The sequence below is a fragment of the Catenulispora sp. MAP12-49 genome (genome assembly GCF_041262705.1).
Lineage (GTDB): Bacteria > Actinomycetota > Actinomycetes > Streptomycetales > Catenulisporaceae > Catenulispora.
The window spans coordinates 1-19,729 of sequence record NZ_JBGCCP010000052.1 but is presented as its reverse complement, the minus strand read 5'-3'; the positions used below and the strand labels follow the sequence as shown (position 1 = coordinate 19,729).

The 19,729-nt window shown below is 71.1% G+C and carries 11 protein-coding genes; 2 read left to right on the top strand and 9 right to left on the bottom strand.

Annotation, left to right across the window (positions count from 1 at the left end; all coding sequences use genetic code 11):
- Nucleotides 1–6: 6 nt before the first annotated feature.
- The 5 genes from ABIA35_RS45560 to ABIA35_RS45540 all read right to left on the bottom strand — a co-directional run bounded on the left by ABIA35_RS45560 (nt 7) and on the right by ABIA35_RS45540 (nt 14,941).
- On the bottom strand, nt 7–11,352 hold the full coding sequence (locus ABIA35_RS45560; RefSeq protein ID WP_370362172.1) for an amino acid adenylation domain-containing protein: 11,346 nt from the start codon (nt 11,350–11,352) through the stop codon (nt 7–9).
- 144 nt (nt 11,353–11,496) lie between these two features.
- Nucleotides 11,497–12,576: an HAD-IIIC family phosphatase gene (locus ABIA35_RS45555; protein WP_370362171.1), complete on the bottom strand. Its 1,080-nt coding sequence runs from the start codon at nt 12,574–12,576 to the stop codon at nt 11,497–11,499.
- A 37-nt stretch (nt 12,577–12,613) separates the two neighbouring features.
- A complete protein-coding gene (locus tag ABIA35_RS45550; RefSeq protein ID WP_370362188.1) occupies nt 12,614–13,741 on the bottom strand; it encodes an acyl-CoA dehydrogenase family protein in 1,128 nt (375 codons plus the stop codon).
- A gap of 64 nt (nt 13,742–13,805) precedes the next feature.
- On the bottom strand, nt 13,806–14,084 hold the full coding sequence (locus tag ABIA35_RS45545) for an acyl carrier protein (protein WP_370362170.1): 279 nt from the start codon (nt 14,082–14,084) through the stop codon (nt 13,806–13,808).
- On the bottom strand, nt 14,081–14,941 hold the full coding sequence (locus tag ABIA35_RS45540) for a 3-hydroxyacyl-CoA dehydrogenase family protein (RefSeq protein ID WP_370362169.1): 861 nt from the start codon (nt 14,939–14,941) through the stop codon (nt 14,081–14,083). Before ABIA35_RS45540 ends, ABIA35_RS45545 begins: the two co-directional genes overlap by 4 nt.
- Nucleotides 14,942–15,062: 121 nt before the next feature.
- Between ABIA35_RS45540 and ABIA35_RS45535 the strand changes: the two genes are divergently transcribed.
- Both ABIA35_RS45535 and ABIA35_RS45530 read left to right on the top strand, forming a co-directional pair.
- Nucleotides 15,063–15,239 (top strand): hypothetical protein, encoded by a 177-nt coding sequence (locus ABIA35_RS45535; protein WP_370362168.1) that lies wholly within the window; start codon nt 15,063–15,065, stop codon nt 15,237–15,239.
- A complete protein-coding gene (locus ABIA35_RS45530; RefSeq protein ID WP_370362167.1) occupies nt 15,232–15,699 on the top strand; it encodes a hypothetical protein in 468 nt (155 codons plus the stop codon). The genes ABIA35_RS45535 and ABIA35_RS45530 overlap by 8 nt, the downstream gene beginning before the upstream one ends.
- 42 nt (nt 15,700–15,741) lie before the next feature.
- On the opposite strand, the gene ABIA35_RS45525 is transcribed toward ABIA35_RS45530, so the two are convergent.
- The 4 genes from ABIA35_RS45525 to ABIA35_RS45510 form a co-directional block, all read right to left on the bottom strand.
- Nucleotides 15,742–16,806: a hypothetical protein gene (locus ABIA35_RS45525; RefSeq protein ID WP_370362166.1), complete on the bottom strand. Its 1,065-nt coding sequence runs from the start codon at nt 16,804–16,806 to the stop codon at nt 15,742–15,744.
- 238 nt (nt 16,807–17,044) lie between these two features.
- The gene (locus ABIA35_RS45520) at nt 17,045–18,064 is read right to left on the bottom strand and encodes an ABC transporter permease (RefSeq protein ID WP_370362165.1); all 1,020 of its coding nucleotides are present in this window, start codon (nt 18,062–18,064) and stop codon (nt 17,045–17,047) included.
- Nucleotides 18,061–18,981 carry an ABC transporter ATP-binding protein gene (locus ABIA35_RS45515; protein WP_370362164.1) on the bottom strand — a complete coding sequence of 307 codons (921 nt, stop codon included), beginning with the start codon at nt 18,979–18,981 and terminating at the stop codon, nt 18,061–18,063. The genes ABIA35_RS45520 and ABIA35_RS45515 overlap by 4 nt, the downstream gene beginning before the upstream one ends.
- A gap of 5 nt (nt 18,982–18,986) precedes the next feature.
- The gene (locus tag ABIA35_RS45510; RefSeq protein WP_370347145.1) at nt 18,987–19,457 is read right to left on the bottom strand and encodes a GntR family transcriptional regulator; all 471 of its coding nucleotides are present in this window, start codon (nt 19,455–19,457) and stop codon (nt 18,987–18,989) included.
- Nucleotides 19,458–19,729: the final 272 nt, after the last annotated feature.

The window sequence follows — 19,729 nt, the reverse complement described above, 5'->3', positions numbered from 1 at the left end:
CTCGTGTCACAGCTCGTGCCGGGTCGTATCGCCTGCCCCGGCTCCCCGGCGCTCGTCCACCAGCCTGGCCATCGCCTCGATCGTCGGATGTTCCAGCAGCAGGGCGATGGGGAGTTCCCCGCCGCACATCGGTTCCAGACGGCTCCGCAGGTCCATGAGCTGCAGCGAGGAGCCTCCGGCGTCGAAGAACTTCTCCCGCACGTCGAAGTCACGCGGATCGAGCAGCGCGGCCCATGCGCGCGCGACGGCCTGCTCGGTGGGAGTGCGGGGCGACCGGAGCGCGGGATGGGACCGGGCGCCGCCCGCGTCGGAGCGCGCGGCCAACGCCTGCCGGTCGACCTTCCCCGAGGGTGTCTGGGGCAATGCCCGCATCACGGTCACCGAACCCGGAACCGCGGCGCGGGGAAGGCGCAGCCCCAGCCACTCACGCAGGGTGCCCCCCGCCGGGGGGTCTTCGCCGTCGCGGTGCGCGGCCGTCACATAGGCACGGATGCCCAGGCGCCCGTCGTGGCGGCGAACAGCCACGACAGCGGCTTCGCCGACGGCCGGGTGCGCGGTGAGCAGCTGTTCGATCTCGTCAAGCTCCACGCGTACACCGCCGGACTTGATCTGCCGGTCGGCCCGGCCGCGATAGTCGAGCAGGCCGTCGGCGCTCCACCGCACCAGGTCGCCGGTGCGGTACATCCGGGCGCCGCTGTCGGCTGCGAACGGGTCGGCGACGAAGCTCCGGGCGGTCTGCCCCGGTGCCCCCAGGTAGCCCTGCGCGACTCCGGGTCCGCCGATGTACAGCTCCCCGGTGACCCCGCGGGCGACCGGACGCAGCCAGCGGTCCAGGACGTAGGCCCGCACTTGCGGCAGGGGGCGGCCGATCGGTGGAGGCGGCCCCGCCTGCGGCCAACCGGTGGTGTCGTACCAACTCGTGAACACCGTCGCCTCGGTGGGCCCGTAGCCGTTGACGACGTTGAAGGGCACTGGCTCGGTCGGCAGCCGCATCAGCCGTTCCCCGCCGAGCAGCACATGGCGCAGTCGGCGGGCGCCGGAAAGGACGCCGTCGGCGAGCATCCGCTCGCCGACCGCGGTGGGCAGGAAGCACAGCGTCAGTCCCTCCTCGGCCACCCAGCGGCCCAAGGCACGCGGGTCGCGGCGCAGAGCCGGATCAGCCACGCACAGGCATGCCCCCTGGCACAGTGCGGACCACACCTCGCCCACCGAGGCGTCGAAGGACAGATCGGCGACCTGCCCATATCGTTCCCCCTCCCCCTCCCCTGCTTCCGTGGCGGGGCTGAAGGCGGCCGCGTAGCCGGCCAGCAGGTTCACCACCCCCGCGTGGGTGAGGACGACGCCCTTGGGACGGCCGGTGGAGCCGGAGGTGTGGACGCACGCCAGCGGGTGGTCCGGGCCGGGCGGCACGGGCAACACAGTGTGCTGCGGTGCCGGTGGCAACACCGTGTCGGCGTCGAGCACCAAGACGGCGCCGCTGTCGGCCGCGACGGACCGCAGCCGCTCGGGCGGCGCGTCCGGTTCGGCGCTGAGGTAGGCCGCCCCGATCCGGGCCAGGGCGACGAAGGCGGTGACGGCCTCGGCGCCGGGAGGGAGGACGACACGGACCCGGTCGCCGCCTCGAACCCCCAGAGCCGTCAGGCGCAGGGCCAGGTCGTCGGCTCGGCGCTCCAGTTCGGCGTAGGTCGTCGTCTGCCCGCCTGCCCGTATCGCGGCGGCGTGCGGGGTGCGCCGAACGGCGGCGGCGAACAACGAGGTGACCGTGTCGGGCGCGCCTGGTCCGGCTGGATCGGGACCGGCCGAGTCAGCGCTGGCCGAGCCAGGGCCCGGCACGGTCAATCGGCTCTTCTCGGCGGCGCCGGTCAGCGGGAAACGGTGCAGCGGGGTGTGGGGGCGGGCCGTGGCCGCGTCGAGAACGGCGAGCAGATGACGGCCGATCCGGCTGACCGTGGCGGTCTCGAACGCATCGACCCGATGCCGCAGTTCTGCGGTCAGGACCCCGTCCTGCTCCTGGAACTCGAAGGCGAGGTCGAACTGGGCCGTGGTCGCCTCGACCTCCGCCTCCTCCAGCCGCAGCCCGGGCGGGTCCGCCGTCGCACGCGGCGTGTTCTGCAGCACGACCGCCACCCGGGTCAGCGCTGGACGCCCCGGGTCCCCGCCCTGGCCCAGAGCCGTGACCACCTGCTCCAGCGGCGTGTCCGCATGCTCGAAAGCTTCCAGGACGGTGCCGCGCACCCGAGCCAGGAGGGCGGCGAACGACAGCGCCTCGTCCACCTGGGTGCGCAACACCAGTGTGTTGACGAAGAAGCCGACGAGTCCCTCGTACTCGGTGCGGTCCCGTCCGGCCACCACCGTGGCGACGGTGACGTCGTCCTGCGCGCAGAACCGCGCGAGCACCAGCTTGACGGCCGCGGCCAGGACGGTGAACAAGGTGGTCTCGTTCCGGGAGGCCAGAGCATGCAGCCGTTCTGTAAGCGGGGCCGGGATGCTGAACCGCTCGGCACGCCCGGCCGGGTTCCATGCGAGCGGACGTGGCCGGTCGGTGGGCAGTTCCAGGCCGGCTGCGCCCACCAGCCGATGCCGCCAGTAGTCCAGGTGGGCCTCTGCCGCGGGTCCGTCCTGGCGGCGTTGCCGTTCGGCGAAGTCGGCGTAGCGCACGGGCAGCGGTGACAGGACGGGACTCTGTCCGCGCACAGCCGCCGTGTAGCAGGTCGTCAGCTCCGCTCGCAGCACCGCCATGGACCAGCCATCACAGACGATGTGATGGGTTCCCAGATGGAGGACGTGTTCGCCCTCGGCCAGTCTCAGCAGGTTGACCCGCAGTAGCGGGCCGCGCCGAAGGTCGAACGGCCGCGTGGTCCAGGCCCGCAGAAGCTCGGCCGTCTCGGCGGCGCGCGCCGCCGGGGCCAACGCGGACAGGTCGGTCATCTCCGCCACCACCGGCGCGGGCGGGTGGACGTGCTGTACGGCACCGTCGAAAGTGGCGCGCAGTACCTCATGCCGTTCTGTCAGCGCGGTCAGTGCCGCGTTCAGCGCCGCGACGTCGAGCCGGCCGCGCAGCCGCAGCGGCAGCGCGGAGTTGTACTCGGCGCTGTCCGGAGCGAGTTCGTGCAGGTACCACAGCCGCTGTTGCCCGGGGGACAGAACGGTGCCCGTAGGCGGTTCGGCGGTCCGCGTCGGCGGGTCGGCCGCGAGGGCGGGGCGGACCGGCAGGGCCTTCGCCAGGCGGGCCGCGGTGGGATGGTCGAAGACTTGCCGCGGGGACATCACCACGCCCAGTTCGGTCCGTATGCGCGAGGTGACCTGGACGCACAGGATGGAGTCGCCGCCCAGCTCGAAGAAGTCGTCGTGGACGCCGATCCGATCCGCCCTGAGCACCTCGGTCAGGATGCGCACCAGGGTGTGCTCCGTGGCCGTCCGGGGTGCGACGTAGGGGGCGGATTCCCTATCCGGTGCGCTGGACACCGCGAGCACGGCCACGGGGCGGGAGGGCTGTGCGGCGCCGGGCGGGCGGGGCAGCGCGGCCAGGGACTGCCGACCCGCGCCGGAGGCGGCGCGCAGCAGCGTCAGAAGATGCTGGGCCAGCGCCTGGCAGGTGGCCGAATCGAACATGGCCGGGTCGTACACCAGCCGCAGCGACAGCTCCTCCCCGGCGGCGACGACGGCGTTGAGCGGATAGTTGGTGACCTCCACGGCGTCCAGCCCGGCCAGATCGGCACCGAGGGCGGCCAGTGCCGGGGTGTCCAGAGGGTAGTTCTCGAATACCAGGATGCTGTCGAACAGGTTCGTCCCGGCGGGTATCCCGCTGAGGCGCCGCAGGTCGGTCAGCGCGGCGTGGTCGTATTGCCGACCCTCGATCCGTCCGGCATGGAGCAGCGCCAACCACGGCGCCAGTTCCGCCTCGGGGTCGATCCGTACCCGCAGGGGCACGGTGTTGACGAACATGCCGATCGTGGACTCGACGCCGGGAAGGTCCGGCGGCCGTCCGGAGACGGTGGTCCCGAAACACACCTCGGACCCGCCGCCGTAGTGCCACAACAGGACCGCCCACATGCCCTGCACCACCGCGTTCACGGTCACCCGGTGCCCCCGCGCGAAGTCGTACAGCCGCGCCGAGGCGGCGGCCGGCAGGCGGACGTCGACCACGCTGGTCGCCCGGGTCCGATGCGCCTGCCCGGACGGTCGGTCGAACGGCAGTGGAGTCGGCGCCCGCAGCCCGGCCAGCTGCGCGCGCCAGTAGTCCGCCGTCCGGTCCGTGGCCTGGTCCGTGGCCTGGTCCGTGTCCTGGTCCGTGTCCTGGTCCGCGAGCCGGCGCAGGTACTCGGCGAACGGCGCCCGGGACGGCGGCTCGCTGCCGGGCGTGGTGTGCCGGGCCAGGACGTCGGTGAGGACCTGGAACACGCTCCAGCCGTCCAGCAGCAGATGGTGGAAGGTCCACACCATCCGGATCCGGTCGTCGGTGAGCCGGATGAGGGCGACGCGCATCAGGGGCGGGCAGTCCAGGGCGAAGGGCACACCGCGATCGGCGGTCAGCAGGGCGCGCAGCCGTTCCTCCCGGTCCGCGGGAGTAAGGGTGCGCCAGTCGTGGTGGGTGACCGGCAGGACGGCCCGCCGGTGGACGGCGTGGAGCGGCCGTCCGGTATCGGTCCGCACCACGGCGGTGCGCAGCTGCGGGATCTGGTCGACCGTCCTGTGCCAGGCATCGGCGAACGCCGCGGGATCGGGGACCGCGCTCAGTTCCAGGTGCACCTGTTCCAGGTACATGCCCGTGTCCGGTTCGGACAGGCCGTGAAAGAGCATGCCCTGCTGAACGGGTGTGAGCGGGTAGATGTCCTGTACCGTGCGGCCGTCGCCCGCGAGCCGGTCCACCTGGGCCTGGTCGAGCCCGGCCAGGGGGAAGTCCGAGGGCGTGGCTCCGCCGGAGCCCGGCGCGGCACAGTGCGCGACGATGCCGCGCAGAGCGGTCAGCAGTTCCTCGGCGAGGGTGCGGACGGTCTTCTCGTGGTGGCGGGCGGCGGAGTAGTGCCAGGTGAACTCGAGCTCGCCGTCGGTCACGAGGGCTGTGACATCCAGCGGACGAAGGCGCGCGCCGTCAGTGCTCTGCGACAGACCGATCCGGTCGGGCGGTTGGGCGAACAGGCCGCCGGGCACGCTGTCGGCACCGAACCGCCCCAGATAGTTGAAGCCCACAGCGGGCTCTTCGCCGCGCAGCCGCTCGCGGGCCTGGGCCGCACCGAAGGAGCGCAGGGCCCCGTATCCGATGCCCCGCTGCGGGACGGCGCGCAGTTGCTCCTTCACGGACTTGAGCACCGGGCCCCAATGAGGTGCGCCGGGAACGTCTGTGCCGGGAACGTCCAAGACGACCGGGAAGACAGTGGTGAACCAGCCGAGCACGCCGGACAGGTCCAGGCCGCCGCCCAGTACGTGCTGTTCACGGCCGTGCCCCTCCAAGGCGATCGACACCTCGGGCCGTCCGGTCCACCGGGCCAGCACCCGGGCCAGTGCACTGAGCAGCACGTCGTTGACTTGGGTGCGGTAGGCCGACGGCACGTCCCACAGCAGCGCAGCGGTGTCGGCGGCGCCGAGCCGTACGGTCACCGAGCGTTCGCAGGCAACGCTGTCGGTGCTGTCGGCGCCGACCAGATCCAGGTCCAGGGGCACCTGGGCACTCACCCGTGCGGCGGTCCGCGTCCAGTGGTCGAGTTCACCGTCGAAACCGCCGGCGGCGGTGTGGTCGCGCAGCCGGTACGCCCAGTCCTGGAAGGAGGCGGGAGGCGGGCCGAGATCGACGCGCGCGCCGCGGACGCCCTGCCGGTAGGCGCGGTCCAGCTCGTCGAGCAGGACGCGCCACGACACCCCGTCGACCACAAGATGATGGACCGTCACGAACAGGCGGGGCCTTCGGTGCGGGCCCAGATCGAACAACACGGCGCAGCCGAGCGGCCCGGTGTCCGGACGCAGGCTGCTGTGGGTCCGGGTGATCACCACGTCCATGGCAGCGTCCTGGCTTGCTGGTTCCAGAGCCGACAAGTCGCAGTGCTCGAAGATCAGGCCCTCGCCGGCGCCATCGGGGATCGTGTGCTGGCACCAGCCGGCTCCGTCCGGCATGAACCGCAGCCGCCAGGCACCGTGCCGGCGGGACACGGCGGCGACGGCCTCTCGAAGCGGACCGGCCGAAGTGCCCTCGGCCAGGTCGGCGATGATCCACTGGTTGAACAGGGTGTGGCCGGCCTCGGCGGTGTCCAGGAACCACCGCTGGATGGGCGTCAGCGGTACGGGGCCCGCTTCGGGGGCGGCGACGGACGGCGCCTGTGGCTCGCTTCGAGCCGTCGCGGCGAGCCGGGCGACCGTCTGCCGCAGCAGGATGTCCTCGGCCGTGATGCGCACCCCGGCCGCCCGCGCGGCGGCCACGACCTGGATGCTGAGGATGGAGTCGCCGCCGAGGTCGAAGAAGTTGTCGTCGGCTCCCACGCGTTCGACCCCGAGCACCCGCGACCACACTTCGCACAGCGTCCGCTCCAGCATTGTGCTTGGCGCGGTGAAGGTGTGCCCGCCGGTCCGCGGTGGCGCGGGCAGGGCGCGGCGGTCCACCTTGCCGTGCGGGGTGAGCGGCAGCCGCTCCAGGACGACGTACCGGGCCGGCACCAGATGGCCGGGTACGGTCTCCTCCAGACGGGCCCGCAGTGCGGCGGGGGTCGGTGCCGGTGCACCCGCTCGCGCGGTCACGTACGCCACCAGCTGACGGTGGCCGCCGTCGGTGCGGGCCGTGACGACGGCTTCGGCGACGCCGGGGTCACGGGTCAGCGCGGCCTCCACCTCGCCGGGCTCGACGCGGAATCCCCTGATCTTGACCTGACTGTCGAGCCTGCCCAGGAACTCCAGGGTCCCGTCCGCCAGCCAGCGCACCAGGTCACCGGTCCGGTACAGCCGCTCGCCGGGAGCGGCGACGAACCGCTGAGCGGTCAGACCCGGCCGGTTGAGGTAGCCGCGGGCCAACCCGTCGCCGCCGATGAGCAGTTCGCCGGGCACCCCGGCCGGGACCGGCCGCAGATGCCGGTCCACCACGTGGCAGCGCGTCGCCGCCAACGGCCGGCCGATAGGCACTGAGCGGTCGGACGCATCCAGGACGACGCGGTGGCACGTGGTGAAGGTAGTGCCTTCCGTCGGGCCGTAGCCGTTGATCAGCTCCAGGTGCGGCACGGCCCGCAGGAGCGCGGCGCAGTGCGACGGCGAGAGCACGTCGCCGCCCGCGATCAGGCGGCGCAGCCCGGCGAGCACCCCGGGGTCGGCGTCGACCACCTGGTGGAACAGACCGGCGGTCAGCCACAGTGTGCTGACATGCTCGGCCGCCAGGAACACTCCGAGTTCGTACACTGAGAGCACGCCGGGCGGCTGGACCGCCAGGCGCGCGCCGTTGGTCAGGGCCCCCCAGATCTCGTAGGTGGCGGCGTCGAAGGACGCCGGCGAGCCCAGTGCCACCACGTCCCCGGGGGCCGGCCGGACCTGCGGCGCGCGGCACAGCCGGACCACCGAGCTGTGTTCGGTCAGCACGCCCTTGGGCTTGCCGGTGGAGCCGGAGGTGTACAGGACGTAGGCCAGGTCGCGCGGCCCGGCGGAAGGGCGGACCGCAGGCGTCGCGGGACTGGCGGGGCGGCTTGCGGCATCGGCATCGGCACCGGCACCGACACCGGCATCGACATCGACATCGACATCGTCCAGGCACAGCGCTTGTGGGCCCGGTGCGGGCAGCCGCTCACACAGACCGGAGCGCGTGAGCACCAGACCGGCGCCACAGTCGGCGAGCAGGAACGCCAGTCGCTCGGCGGGGTAGGCGGGATCCAGCGGCACATAGGCGGCACCCGCCTTGAGGACCGCCAGCAGCGCGACCACCAGATCCGCGCCGCGTTCCAGCAGGACGCCGACCAGCCGGCCGGGCCCGGCACCACGGGCCACCAGCCGGCCGGCCACCTCCCCGGCCCGCGCCTCCAGTGCGGCGTACGTGATGTGGTCCCCGCGATAGGAGAGTGCCACCGCGTCCGGGCGGCGCCGGGCCTGTTCGGCCACCAGCTCGTGCACGGTGGTGTCAGGCGTCTGCGATCCGTCCCCGGTACCCCAGCGCGCCAGCCGGCTCCGGTCCCGCGCCGACAGCAGAGGCAACCGGGCCACGGCGCAACCGGGATCGGCGGTGATCCCCTCCAGCAGGACGCACAACTGATCCGCGAGCCGGGCCGGAGTTGCCGCGTCGAACAAGGCTGTGTCGTACTCGACCGTCGCCGCCAGCGCTCCGCCCTGCGGCCAGAATTCCCAGGTCATGTCGAACAGCGAGGTCAGGCAGGGCAGCTCGGCGTCCTCGACGGTCAGCCCGGCCATCTCCAAAGGGTGCCGAGGGGTGTTCTGCAGCACCAGGGCCACGTGGACCAGCGGAGAGCGGCTGGCGTCGCGCTCGGGATGCAGTGCCTCCACCACGCGGTCGTAGGGCGCCTGGCTGTTGACGAAAGCGTCCAGCACGGTGGACCGCACAGCGCGCAGGAAGTCCTGGAAGGGCTGGTCCCCCTCGACCTGGGAGCGCAGGACGACGGTGTTGGCGAAGAAGCCCGCGATGTGTTCCAGCTCGGTCCGGTCACGGCCGGAGACCACGGTGCCGAGCGCGACGTCACGACGCCCGGTGCTGCGGGCCAGCAGCACCTGCAGGGCTGCGGCCAGGACCATGAAAGGCGTCGCTCCCACGGCCCGTCCCGTCCGGGTCAGCCGGGCCGTCAGGTCCGCCGGTATGAGGAAGCGATGCACCGTGCCGGAGGAAGTCCGCACGGCGGGCCGCGGCCGGTCGGTGAGCAGCTCCAGCGGGCTGAGGCCGGAGAGCTGCCGGCGCCAGTACGCGAGCGGCTCCTCCGGGGCGGTTTCGGGCTGCGCCGCGGCGTAGTCCGTGTAGCGCATGATCGGCTGAGGCAGGGAAGCAGCCTGGCCTCGGCAGGCCGCCGAGTACAGCGCGCCGAGTTCTTCGCTGAGGATGCCGTGCGACCACCCGTCGGTCACGATGTGGTGCTGGTGCAGGACCAGGAGATGGTCGTCGGCGGCGCGGCGCACCAGCAGGACGCGGAACAGCGGACCGCGCTCCAGGTCGAAGGGCCGGCCGAGCTCGGCGCGTACGGCACGGTCCGCCGCGGCGGACCGGTCGGTCTCAGGCACCTGAGACACGTCCGCCACCTCGACCGGGACCGGGCCGGGCGGGCCGATGCGCTGTACGCCTTGGCCGTCGACGGTGGCGAAGGTGGTGCGCAGTGCTTCGTGCCGGGCGGCGAGGGCGTTCAGCGCCGTGGTGAGAGCGGCCTGCTCCAGCGGACCGCGCAGCCGGAAGCCCGCCGCGCTGTTGTACTCGGTGGACCCGGGCCGGAGTTGGTCGAGGAACCACAGGCGCCGCTGTGCGGGCGACAGCGGGAACACGCGGTCGCCGTCCGAGGAGGGCCCGGTCGGGGTGGCCGGGGTGGCCGAGGTGGCCTGGGTGGCCGTAGCAGTCGCGGTGGTCGGCCCGGAGAGCTGCTCCAGCGCGGTGGCCAGCGCGGCGATCGTGGGGTGCTTGAACAGGGTCCAGGCGTGCAACTCACCTGCTGAGCCGGCACCGCTCCAGGTTCGCCGCAGCTCCGAGACGATTCGCATGGCCTGGATCGAGTCCCCGCCGAGGGCGAGGAAGTCGTCGTGCACACCCACGCATCCGGTTCCCAGAACCCGCTCCCAGATCCCGGCCAGCGCCTCCTCCATGGGGGTGCGCGGCGATACATGAGCGCGATCAGAGGTCGGCCGGGCGGGTGGCAGCGCCTGCCGGTCGACCTTTCCACTGGGCAGCAGCGGCAGCCGGTCCAGGACGACGAGTGCGGCCGGCACGAGGTACCGAGGGACGGTCCCGGCCAGGAAGGCGCGCAGTCCGGCGGCGTCGGGCGCGGCTGTCTCCCGGGATGCGGGCAGCAGCACCACGTAGCCGGTCAGGAACGGCCGTCCGTCGGCATGCGCGCCGACGGTGACCACGGCCCAGTCCACCCCGGGATGGCGTTCCAGAGCCGCCGCCGCGTCGCGGGGCTCCACTCGTACGCCGCCGATCTTCACCTGGTCGTCCAGGCGTCCGAGGAACTCCAGCTCGCCGTCGGTGGTGCGGCGCACCAGGTCTCCGGTGCGGTACAGCCGAGAGCCGGCCGGGCCGTACGGATCGGCCGTGAAGCACCGCGCGGTCAGGCCCGGACGGCCGTGGTAGCCGCGGGCAAGTCCTGGGCCCGCCAGCCACAGCTCACCGGCTTCACCGGTGGGAACCGGCCGCATCCGCCGGTCCATCACGTAGGCGCGCGCACCCGCGACCGGCCGCCCGATCAGCGGCGCCCCGCCCGCGCGGATCCGCCAGCTGAGCGCGTCCACGGCGGCCTCGGTGGGGCCGTAAGTGTTGTGACAGACGGCGTCGGTGTCGGCCAGCTCCCCAGCCAGGGCAGCATCCAGCGCCTCGCCGCCGACGGTGATGACGCTGGGCCGGTGCCGGCCGTCCGCGAGCAGACCGGCGCGCAGCAGCAGGCGCAGCCGAGCCGGCGTGTCGTCCAGCACGTCGAGCCGCGAGCCGGCGCACAAGTCGCTCAGCGCCTCGGGGTCGTCCCGGGTCAGGGCGTCGACGACGTGCATCTCGTGCCCGGCCAGCAGCCACAGCAGCGGAACCCAGGCCGCGTCGAACGTCAGCGGCGCCGTGTGCGCCACCCGCAGCCGACGGCCCCCGGCCGCCCGCACCGCGGGGTCGATCAGCCGGGTCCGGTAGTCGAGGAACAGGTTGACCAGACTCGCGTGCGAGACAGTGACTCCTTTGGGCACGCCCGAGGACCCGGAGGTATACAGGAGGTACGCGGCGTTGGCAGGGACAGGTCCGGGTCCGGCAGCTGCCGCAGCACTCGTCGGAGGCACGCCGGACGACTCGGCGCCGCCGTCGACGAACAGCAGGACCGGCTTATTCGCCGCAGCCCGGGCCAGTCGCTCCGCATACGCGGGATCGGTCAGCACGAGAGCGGCACTGGAGTCCGCCAGCAGGAACGCCAGCCGCTCGGCCGGGTGTTCCGGGTCCATCGGCACCAGCACGCCGCCGGCCCGCAGAACGGCGAGCACGCCGACCACCATGTTCACGCCCCGCTCCAGGCACAGGCCGACCGGGGTCTCAGGACGAATGCCGTGCGCTCTCAGCCGGAACGCCAAACGGCGCACGCGGTCGGCCAACTCGCTGAAGCTGAGCCGCTCGTCCCCGCACACCAGCGCGGTCGTGTGCGGCGTACGCGCGGCCTGCGCGTCGAGCAGGGCGTCCAGAACCGGGCCGTCCGTGCCCTGTCCACGCATCTCACGCCTTCCGATCCAGCCGGGTACAAGCTGCGGAATCTCTGAGCCAGTGCAGAACCGATCGGGGGTGAACTGGTGATATTCCCGATCATGGCAGAACATTTACACACTTCGGGGCGGCAGATCCATCACGCTAACAGCGGCTCAGCACACCCGCAATGCACCGACCGACGCCTCGCCAAGGTCGGCGTCCACCCGCATCGTGGTGGGCAGCGGCTGGCTCGTCGCCACCAGATGCAGACGCGCGACGCCGTCGTCGGCCGCCACCGCCCGGCGGCAGGAGCACTCGTCGTCGGTGAAGCCTGCGAACCGGTAGGCGATCTCCATGATCCGGTTGCGGTCTGTCCGCAGGAAGTCGGCGACCAGATGCGCTCGGGCCGTCGCGGCCTGATTCGCCAGCCAGTGCAGCAGCACGGTGCCGACGCCGAACGTCACCACCCGGCACGAGGTGGCCAGCAGCTTGAGATGCCAGGTCCCCGGGTGCTTGTCCAGCAGCATGATGCCGATGGCGCCGTGGGACCCGAACCGGTCCCGCAGCCAGGCGACCAACACCTCGTGCGACGGGCTCGCGAGCAGGCCGCGCAGGTCGGCGTCGGAGTAGTGCACGCCTGTGGCGTTCATCTGGCTGGTCCGCAGCGTCAGCTCCTCGACCCGGCCGAGGTCGTCGTCGGTGGCGCGGCGGATGGCGAGCCGCAGGTCCAGGGTGCGCAGGAAGTCCGCGTCCGTGCCCTCGAAGACGTCCCGGTGGGCAGCTCGCCGCTCCTGTGCCTGGTACAGCGATCGGCGCAGGCGGGACTCGGCGTTGACGGCCGCCAGGGTGAACTCGGGCAGGCTCGGCAACACAGGGCCCTGATCGGCCCGATAGCACCGCACCTCGGGCAGGTAATGGTTCACCTCGGCCCGTTCGGCCGGCTGGTCGTCGATGAAGGCGATGGTGTGGCGGGCGAAGCCGAGCTCGTCGGCGATCTCCCGCACCGAGTCGGACTTGCGGCTCCACCCGATCCGCGGGAACACGAAGTACTCGGCCAGGCCGAGCTTCTCCAGCCACTCCCACGCCTGGTCGTGATCATTACGACTGGCGACCGACTGCAGGATGCCCCGCCGATCGAGCTCGACGACGGCCTCCCGGATCTCCTCCCGCACGGTGACGTGCCGGTCCTCCAGGATCACCCCCTGCCACAGGGTGTCGTCCAGGTCCCATATCAGGCACTTGACCATGTCCATCAGAACTCCCCCAGGCTTGCCGCGTCCATCGCACCGCTCACGACCACTGCGACACCGCCTGCCGGGCCAGCACGAGCTGGCTGATCTCGTTCGATCCCTCGATGACTTCCATCAGCTTCGCGTCGCGATACGCCCTGGCCACAGGATGTCCGTCGTGCGCGCCGGCCGACGCCAGCACCTGCACCGCACTGGCCGCGCCGCGTGCGGCACTGGTCGCCGCGAAATGCTTCGCGGCCACCGCGGCCGACACCAGATCCGAGCGGCCGACGTCCCACGCGCCGCTGGCGGACTCGCACAGCGCGGTGGCGGCCTGTTCGGCCACATAAAGCTCGGCGAGGTGGCGGCCGACCAGCTGGTGCTCGGCCAGGGGCACGCCGAACTGGTTGCGGGTTCGCGCGTGGGCGGTGGTCGCCCTCAAGCAGGCACGCAGGATTCCGACGCATCCCCAGGCCACTGACAGGCGGCCGTAGGTCAGTGCGGAGGTGACCAGCCACTCCAGCGGGGATCCGGCTGCGGACAGGAGCTGGTCGGCGGGTACTTCGACGTCGTCGAACCGCACGTCGGCGTGGCCGGCGGCCCGGCAGCCGAGCGGATCGGGCACCGTGGTCACGGTGACGCCGTGCGCGGTGGCCGGTACGACCACGGCCGCGCCGCCGTTGCCGTTGCCGTTGCCGTTGCCGTTGCCGTAGCGGCCGAAGACCACGATCAGGTCCGCGTACGCGGCGCCGGTGATCCAGGTCTTCGCACCGTTGATCCGGACCGTGTCGCCCGACCGCTCGATGCGGGTCTGGATGGCTGCCAGGTCGCTGCCGGCGGCCGGCTCGCTGAACGCCACCGCGGCGACCGATCCCGAGGCGAGCCGGGTGAGGATCTCCGATCGCTGATCGGCGCCGCCGAGCCGCTGCACCGTCCAGGCCGCCATGCCCTGGGAGGTCATCAGGCTCCGCGTGGAGGAGCACAGAGCACCGACGTGTGCGGTGAACTCGCCGGCCCGGCCGCTGGACCAGTTCCGGCCGCCAAACTCCGCGGGGATCTGCGGGCTCAGCGCACCCGCCTTCGCCAGGGACCTGATCACGTCGACCGGCAACCGTCCGGCCCGGTCCCACGCCTCCGCGCGGTCGGCGACGAGATCGGTGACCAGCCGGGTCAGATCCTGCTCGCCCACCGCCGCCTGCTCGCTCCCCGCCGGCTCCTCGCTCACCACAGCCTGCTCACTCACTACAGCCTGCTCACTCACTACCGTCGCCGCCGAGCCGCAGCACCAGCGCGGTCATGGCCTCGACGGTCCGGAAGTTGTCCAGCGTGAGGTCGGGCCCGGCGACCGTCACGCCGAACGACTGCTCCAGGTGCATCACCAGCTCAAGGGCGAACAGCGAGGACACCAGGCCGGCGGCGAACAGATCGACGTCCGCCGCGACGGCGCGTTTGGTGCGCTGCTCAAGGAAGCTCATCAGGTCTCGCCGGACGGCATCGCCCCGCTCCTGCCGTGCCGAGGTTGGCGCAGTCATCGTGTGCCTCCGTATTCGAAGAAGCCGCGGCCGGTCTTGCGGCCCCACTGGCCCGCCTTGACCTTGTCCAGCAGCAGATCGCACGGCCGGTAGCCCTCGTCGCCGGTCCGCTCGAGCAGCACCCGCAGAGAGTCGGCGACGTTGTCCAGCCCGATCAGATCGGCGGTCGCCAGCGGGCCGGTGCGATGGCCCAGACACCCGGTGAACAGGGCGTCGACGTCCTCCGGGCTGGCGATGCCGTCCTGGACGATCCGGGCGGCCTCATTGATCATCCGCTGCAACACCCGGTTGATCACGAACCCGGGCCCGTCCCCGACGACGACCCCCGTGCGCTCCAGAACGTCCAGCAGCGCCAGCGTCCTGGTCAGGGCCTCCTGGCCGGTCCGCGGGCCGCGGATCACCTCAAGCATCTTGATCATGTACGGCGGGTTCATGAAGTGAACGCCCAGCACATCCTGCGGACGAGCCGTAACGCCGGCCAATTCCCCGATGGGGATCGCTGAGGTATTGGAAAGCAGCGGCGTGCCGGGCGCCACCAGCTTGCTGACTTCGGCCAGGATGTCGAGCTTGCGCCGCGCCCGCTCGGTCACCGCCTCGACCACGATCGTGGCCGCGGCCACGTCGGCCAGCCGCACGCCTGTGACCAGTCCGCCCTCGTCGCCTTCCCGCGGCAGCGAGCCCATCAGGCGGGCCAGCCGCAGTTGCTGCGCCACCGCCGTCCGCGCCTCGGCCAGAATCGACTCGCCGACGTCGATGAGCGTCACGGGCACCCCGTACCCGACCGCCAACGTCGCGATCCCGGTGCCCATGACACCGGCCCCCACTATCGCCAGCCGGTGTTCTGCGTCCGCACCCATCACCGCTCCCCCGCCGACTCGGGCTGCTCCGGCTCCTCCCGCCCTGAAGGAGTGCCCTTATTTGCAGCGTCAATGTACCCCGATTCGGCGTGATCTGTCCGCAGAGGACTGACACGCCCGCGTGATGCAGAACGTCTGCGACCGGGTGTGGCTGCGCGCGATGGAGAACGGCCGCCTGATCCGAGCGTTCGGTGCGATGATCGCGGCGATTCGCCGTATCGAGATCAGACCGCTCGATCTTGGTACTCTTGCGGACCGCCATATCGGCACTGATCGTCACGGAGGCGGCCATGAGTGACAACATCCTGTCGATCATTCCGACGGACCCCGACTGGCAACCCACGGCCGAGGCTGCGGACGCCGCCATGGCGGTCCTCCGGCGGCTGGCACCTCAACTCGACGGGTTCGTCACCACGGAGTACCGGACCACTTGGCACGAAAAGGTGGCCGCCGTCGACTGCGGCGCCAACCTGGAACGGATCGAATGCCCCGCCTGCCAGAACGCCATCGACGTCGAGTGGTGGGTCGATCTGTTGGAAGAACGCTTCGAGGCCGGATTCGCGAACCTCACCGCGACGGTCCCGTGCTGTGGTGGTGAGGTGTCCCTCAACGACCTGCGCTACGACTGGCCGTGCGGGTTCGCACGCTTCGAGCTCGAGGTATGGAACCCGAACAGGGACTGGCTGACGGCCGCCGAGCTCGCTCAACTCGCTGCCGCACTCGGCTGCGACGTCCGGCAGATCCTGGCGCACATCTGACGACCAGTCGGCGGTGACAACCCGAGTCGGCTCGCCGGCGCCTCACGGGTTCATCCCCATGAGGTCGGTTTCCCTCGCCGGCGCTATTCGGGCAAGCCAGTCGCCTGCCTCCACCGGGGTCAGCTCCCCATCGAGGTCGAGCTGCGACTCCATGTGCTCGTAGGTACGACCGTTGAGCCAGCCGTAGTTGCCGCGCGGCGGATGCAGCACCAGCACGCGCATGCCGTTGAGCCGCTCGATGTCCGCGGGCCGGCCCTCGGGGTACACGTACGCACCGGTTCCGTCGAAGAGTCGGAACCGTCGGTAGATGGGGTCGTTGCCGGGCGGAGTGGGGTGCGCGGTGGAAGCCGCCGCGACCCAGGCATCGCCGGGGCGCTCACCGTCGAGCAGCCCCGGACCCATCAGGCGATCGGCGAGGAGCGTGTGGAGCTGGTGGTTGTCGCCGACACCGCTCATCGTCAGCCGGAAGCCTCGCCCGGAGGACGGATCGAGCACGATGAGCGGTTCGTCGTCGAGGACGACACTCAGGCCGAGTACCCAGTGGGCGCGCTGGACGTCGTGGGCGATCGCGGCGGCTGCGTCGCGGACGCGGATCCTGTCGTGTTCGCCCATCGCGGCGCGGAAGTCACGCAGCGCCAGAACGGTGATCAGGGCTTTCAGCCACTCCTCGGTGTCGAACCAGGAGACGCTGACGATGAAGCACTCGTCCTCGGACAGGCCGGTGCGCTTTGCCTTCTTCTTGATCCGCATCCCGGCATCGACCAATCCGGACAGACCACCGGCAGGATCCGGCAACGGCCTGCCCCTGGTCGCCGCAGCCCACACGCCGGGGAACTGCACCTGCCGCTCCATGGCGACCGCCGCACGCTTGGGCAGCACGCCAGCGAGCGGCACCGGAGAGCCGCCACGTTCGACCAGAGCACCGGCCAGCACCGCCGACTTGGCGAAGATGCCCCAGCAGCCGCCGAGGAACGTCGCAATTCGCTCGACCCCGGCGGTCAGCTCCTCGGGGCCGAGATCCTGAGCCGCCGTCCAGATCTCGCCGAACCGCTGCTGAAACCGGCGCGGGTCCTCATTGCGCGCCGAGGCTTCGAGCTCGTCGAACAACGACAGAAAGGAGGCTGGCATAGCCGCCAAGGCTAGACGATCATGCCGGCTGCGTCGATGGTGTCGTGTGCAGCAGGGCAGGTTGGTCAGCGAAGCTATCGTCAAGCAGCCGTGGCTAGGGCAGCTCTGCGATTACTCCTGGGGTCGGCTCGGGCCCGTTGAGCGTCAGGCAGGATGGATGACGATCGCGCTGACGGTGCCGTTCGGGGCACGATCGCGTCTTCGGTGGTGTCGCCGCTTACGTACCACGTCGCCGAACGAGCCAGACTGCGGCGATAATTAGCAGGAAGGACAGGATCGCCAGGCTGCTGGCCTCGATGGTTTGGAAAGTCCAGAATCGGCTCTGCGGGAAGTAGCTCGCCTTGTAGCTGTATCCCTGGTGGGCCAGGTAGGCGTACGTGTCCCGCGTGGGGCCGGGCGTCGAGGTCGCGTTCTGCAACATGGAGATCTTCTCCGTCGTGGTGAGCACGTGTCCGTCAGGCGCGGTCCATTTCTCGGCGATGACCCACGGATTGATGCCCGGTGCCATCGCGTCGACGACCGTACGCGGCGTGAGGAAGCGTGGTCGTAGGCTGAGGAAGGTCACCGCGAAGACGGCGACCCAACCCGCGAGTGTCGCCGCGATCGCCGGCACCACGCGGCGGATCAGCGCACCGGCGAAGATGCCGAGAGCGAGTGCGAACAGGGCGCGGCTGACGAAGACCACGCCATAGACCTCATAGGTCAGGTTTCCCTCTCCCAGCCGACCGTGCGACGCCACGAGCGGCCCGTACCACCACATGACGATGGCGGCGAAGGTACCGGCGGACACGACCGTGAGCATCGCGAGCAAGGTGATCTTCGTGACCAGCCAGCGAGTCCGGCCCACGCCCTGGGTGAACGCGAACCGGTGGGTGCCGGACTCGTATTCCCGGGCGATCAGCGGCGCACCGAGGAACATGCCGAACAGTAGCGGGAGCGGGAAGAGGACCGCGGTGAGGCGGGTGACGAGGTCCAGGTCGTGGTGGAACGCGTCGATACTGACGGGGCACGCTTGGTTCTGGCGGCCCGGCACGCAGTCGGCCAGGCCCAACCTGCGGAAGTCGGCATGCATCGCGAGGCCGTTCTGCAGCAGCAACAGCGCGCAGAGCACGAGAACGCCGATCAGCCCGACCAAGGCGGTCCGGTGCTGGCGCCAGGTCACCCAGGCCAGAGCGCGCAGCGTCGGCCGAGATGACCGGCTCGGCGCGGCGGTGGGTCGGGTCACTGCTGTGGTCACGGTCGGGCTCCCTTTCCTGTCAGCTCACGGGGTCCGGGCAGCGCGGATGCGCCAGGGTCGCGAAGGTAGGCCAGAACCATTTCCTCCAAGCCGACCTGGTGTACCTCCCAGCCGGTCGGCGCCTCTGCTCGTCGCCCGCTGGTCCGGACGAGGAGGTGGGCCTGGGCTTCGGCGCGCCGGTCGCGCACGACGGGCACAGCCGCCGCGATCCGGTCGGCATGTGCGGCCGGACCGGTGTAGAGCTGGTGGGAGGCGAGCAGATCGTCGACCTCGCCGGCGACCTGTACCCGGCCGGAGGCCAGGACCACCAGGTAGTCGCAGACGCGTTCCAACTCGGCGACGACGTGGGAGGAGAAGATGACCGAGATGCCGTCCTCGGCGACGGCGGCCATGAGCGCCGCCATGAAGTCGTGACGGGCCAACGGATCGAGGCTGGACAGCGGCTCGTCCAGGATCAGCTGCCGGGGACGTTTGGCCAGGGCGAGGGTCAGCGCGACTTGGGCGCGCTGCCCGCCGGAGAGCTTGCCGACCTTGCGCGCCGACGGGATGTCGAGCTCTGCGATACGGGCCTGGGCGCGTACCGAGTCGAAGTCGGCGTTCAGGTTGCGAGCCAGGTGCAGCATGTCGGCAACCGACAGGCTCGGATAGAGCGCGGTGTCCTGGGCTACGAAGGCGACACGTCCCAGCGCCTCAAGGCTTCCGGCATCCAGGCCGCCTTGGACACGCACTCGACCGGTGGTCGGCGTGACCAGCCCGACAGCCAGGTGCAGCAGGGTGGTCTTGCCCGATCCGTTGGGACCGACCAACGCGACTACATGTCCCTCGGGGATGGACAGCCCGCAGTCGCGGAGCGCCCACGTCGACCCGTAACGCTTGCCCAGCCCGCTCGCCTCCAAAGCCAGACTCTCCTCCGGCATCCCCATCATGATGCGATCACCCCCGAATCTCCCGCCGTCCCGGTGCGATCGGTGCTCTCGGCGCGGAAATCGTGCAGAGCGCTGGTGAACAGGGCCACCATGCCGTCCTCGTCGAGTCCGGCCTCGTCGGCCCTGCGCATCCAGGCCGTGAGGGCCCGGCGCAACGTCTGCTGCTCCCGCAACGGCGTGGTGCCGAGCGTCCCGTCAACGAAGGTGCCCTGCCCGGGACGGCCGACCGCCAGCCCTTTGCGTTCGAGTTCCCGGTAGGCCTTGAGAACCGTGTTCGGGTTGATCGCCAACCCGGCGACGACCTCCTTGACCTTCGGCAGCCGGTCGCCGGGCTCCAGAAAACCAAGCCGGAGCGCGTGCTCGACCTGCTGGACGAGCTGCAGGTAGGTCGGCACGCCCGACCCCGGGTCCAGCCGGAACTCGATCGGCGACCCCTCGCCGCCACTTACCTGTTTATCTATCGTCATAGGTAAAGAGATAAACCGCGAGCCCGCGGATGTCAATACTCTGCTTCAGCTCAGCCCCAGGACCTGCGGGGATCGGCGAGGTACGGCGGGCGTACGAACCAAGATCTCAACCGCGGCCCACAGCCGGCCGCGCAGCCCAAGGCAGCACCCGGCTACGCCCGGCATCGAAGACGAGCGCGGAAAAGCAGTAGGCCCCCGATGGAAACCCATCGGGGGCCTACTGTGAAATTTAGTCCGGCCGCGTCCTACTCTCCCACCAGGTCCCCCTGGCA

Excerpts from the sequence above, each read along its gene's own strand:
- ABIA35_RS45510 (WP_370347145.1), bottom strand. The coding sequence starts at position 19,457 with ATGACGATAGATAAACAGGTAAGTGGCGGCGAGGGGTCGCCGATCGAG.
- ABIA35_RS45515 (WP_370362164.1), bottom strand. The coding sequence starts at position 18,981 with ATGCCGGAGGAGAGTCTGGCTTTGGAGGCGAGCGGGCTGGGCAAGCGT.
- ABIA35_RS45530 (WP_370362167.1), top strand. The coding sequence starts at position 15,232 with ATGAGTGACAACATCCTGTCGATCATTCCGACGGACCCCGACTGGCAA.
- ABIA35_RS45545 (WP_370362170.1), bottom strand. The coding sequence starts at position 14,084 with ATGACTGCGCCAACCTCGGCACGGCAGGAGCGGGGCGATGCCGTCCGG.
- ABIA35_RS45560 (WP_370362172.1), bottom strand. The coding sequence starts at position 11,352 with ATGCGTGGACAGGGCACGGACGGCCCGGTTCTGGACGCCCTGCTCGAC.
- ABIA35_RS45555 (WP_370362171.1), bottom strand. The coding sequence starts at position 12,576 with ATGGACATGGTCAAGTGCCTGATATGGGACCTGGACGACACCCTGTGG.
- ABIA35_RS45540 (WP_370362169.1), bottom strand. The coding sequence starts at position 14,941 with ATGGGTGCGGACGCAGAACACCGGCTGGCGATAGTGGGGGCCGGTGTC.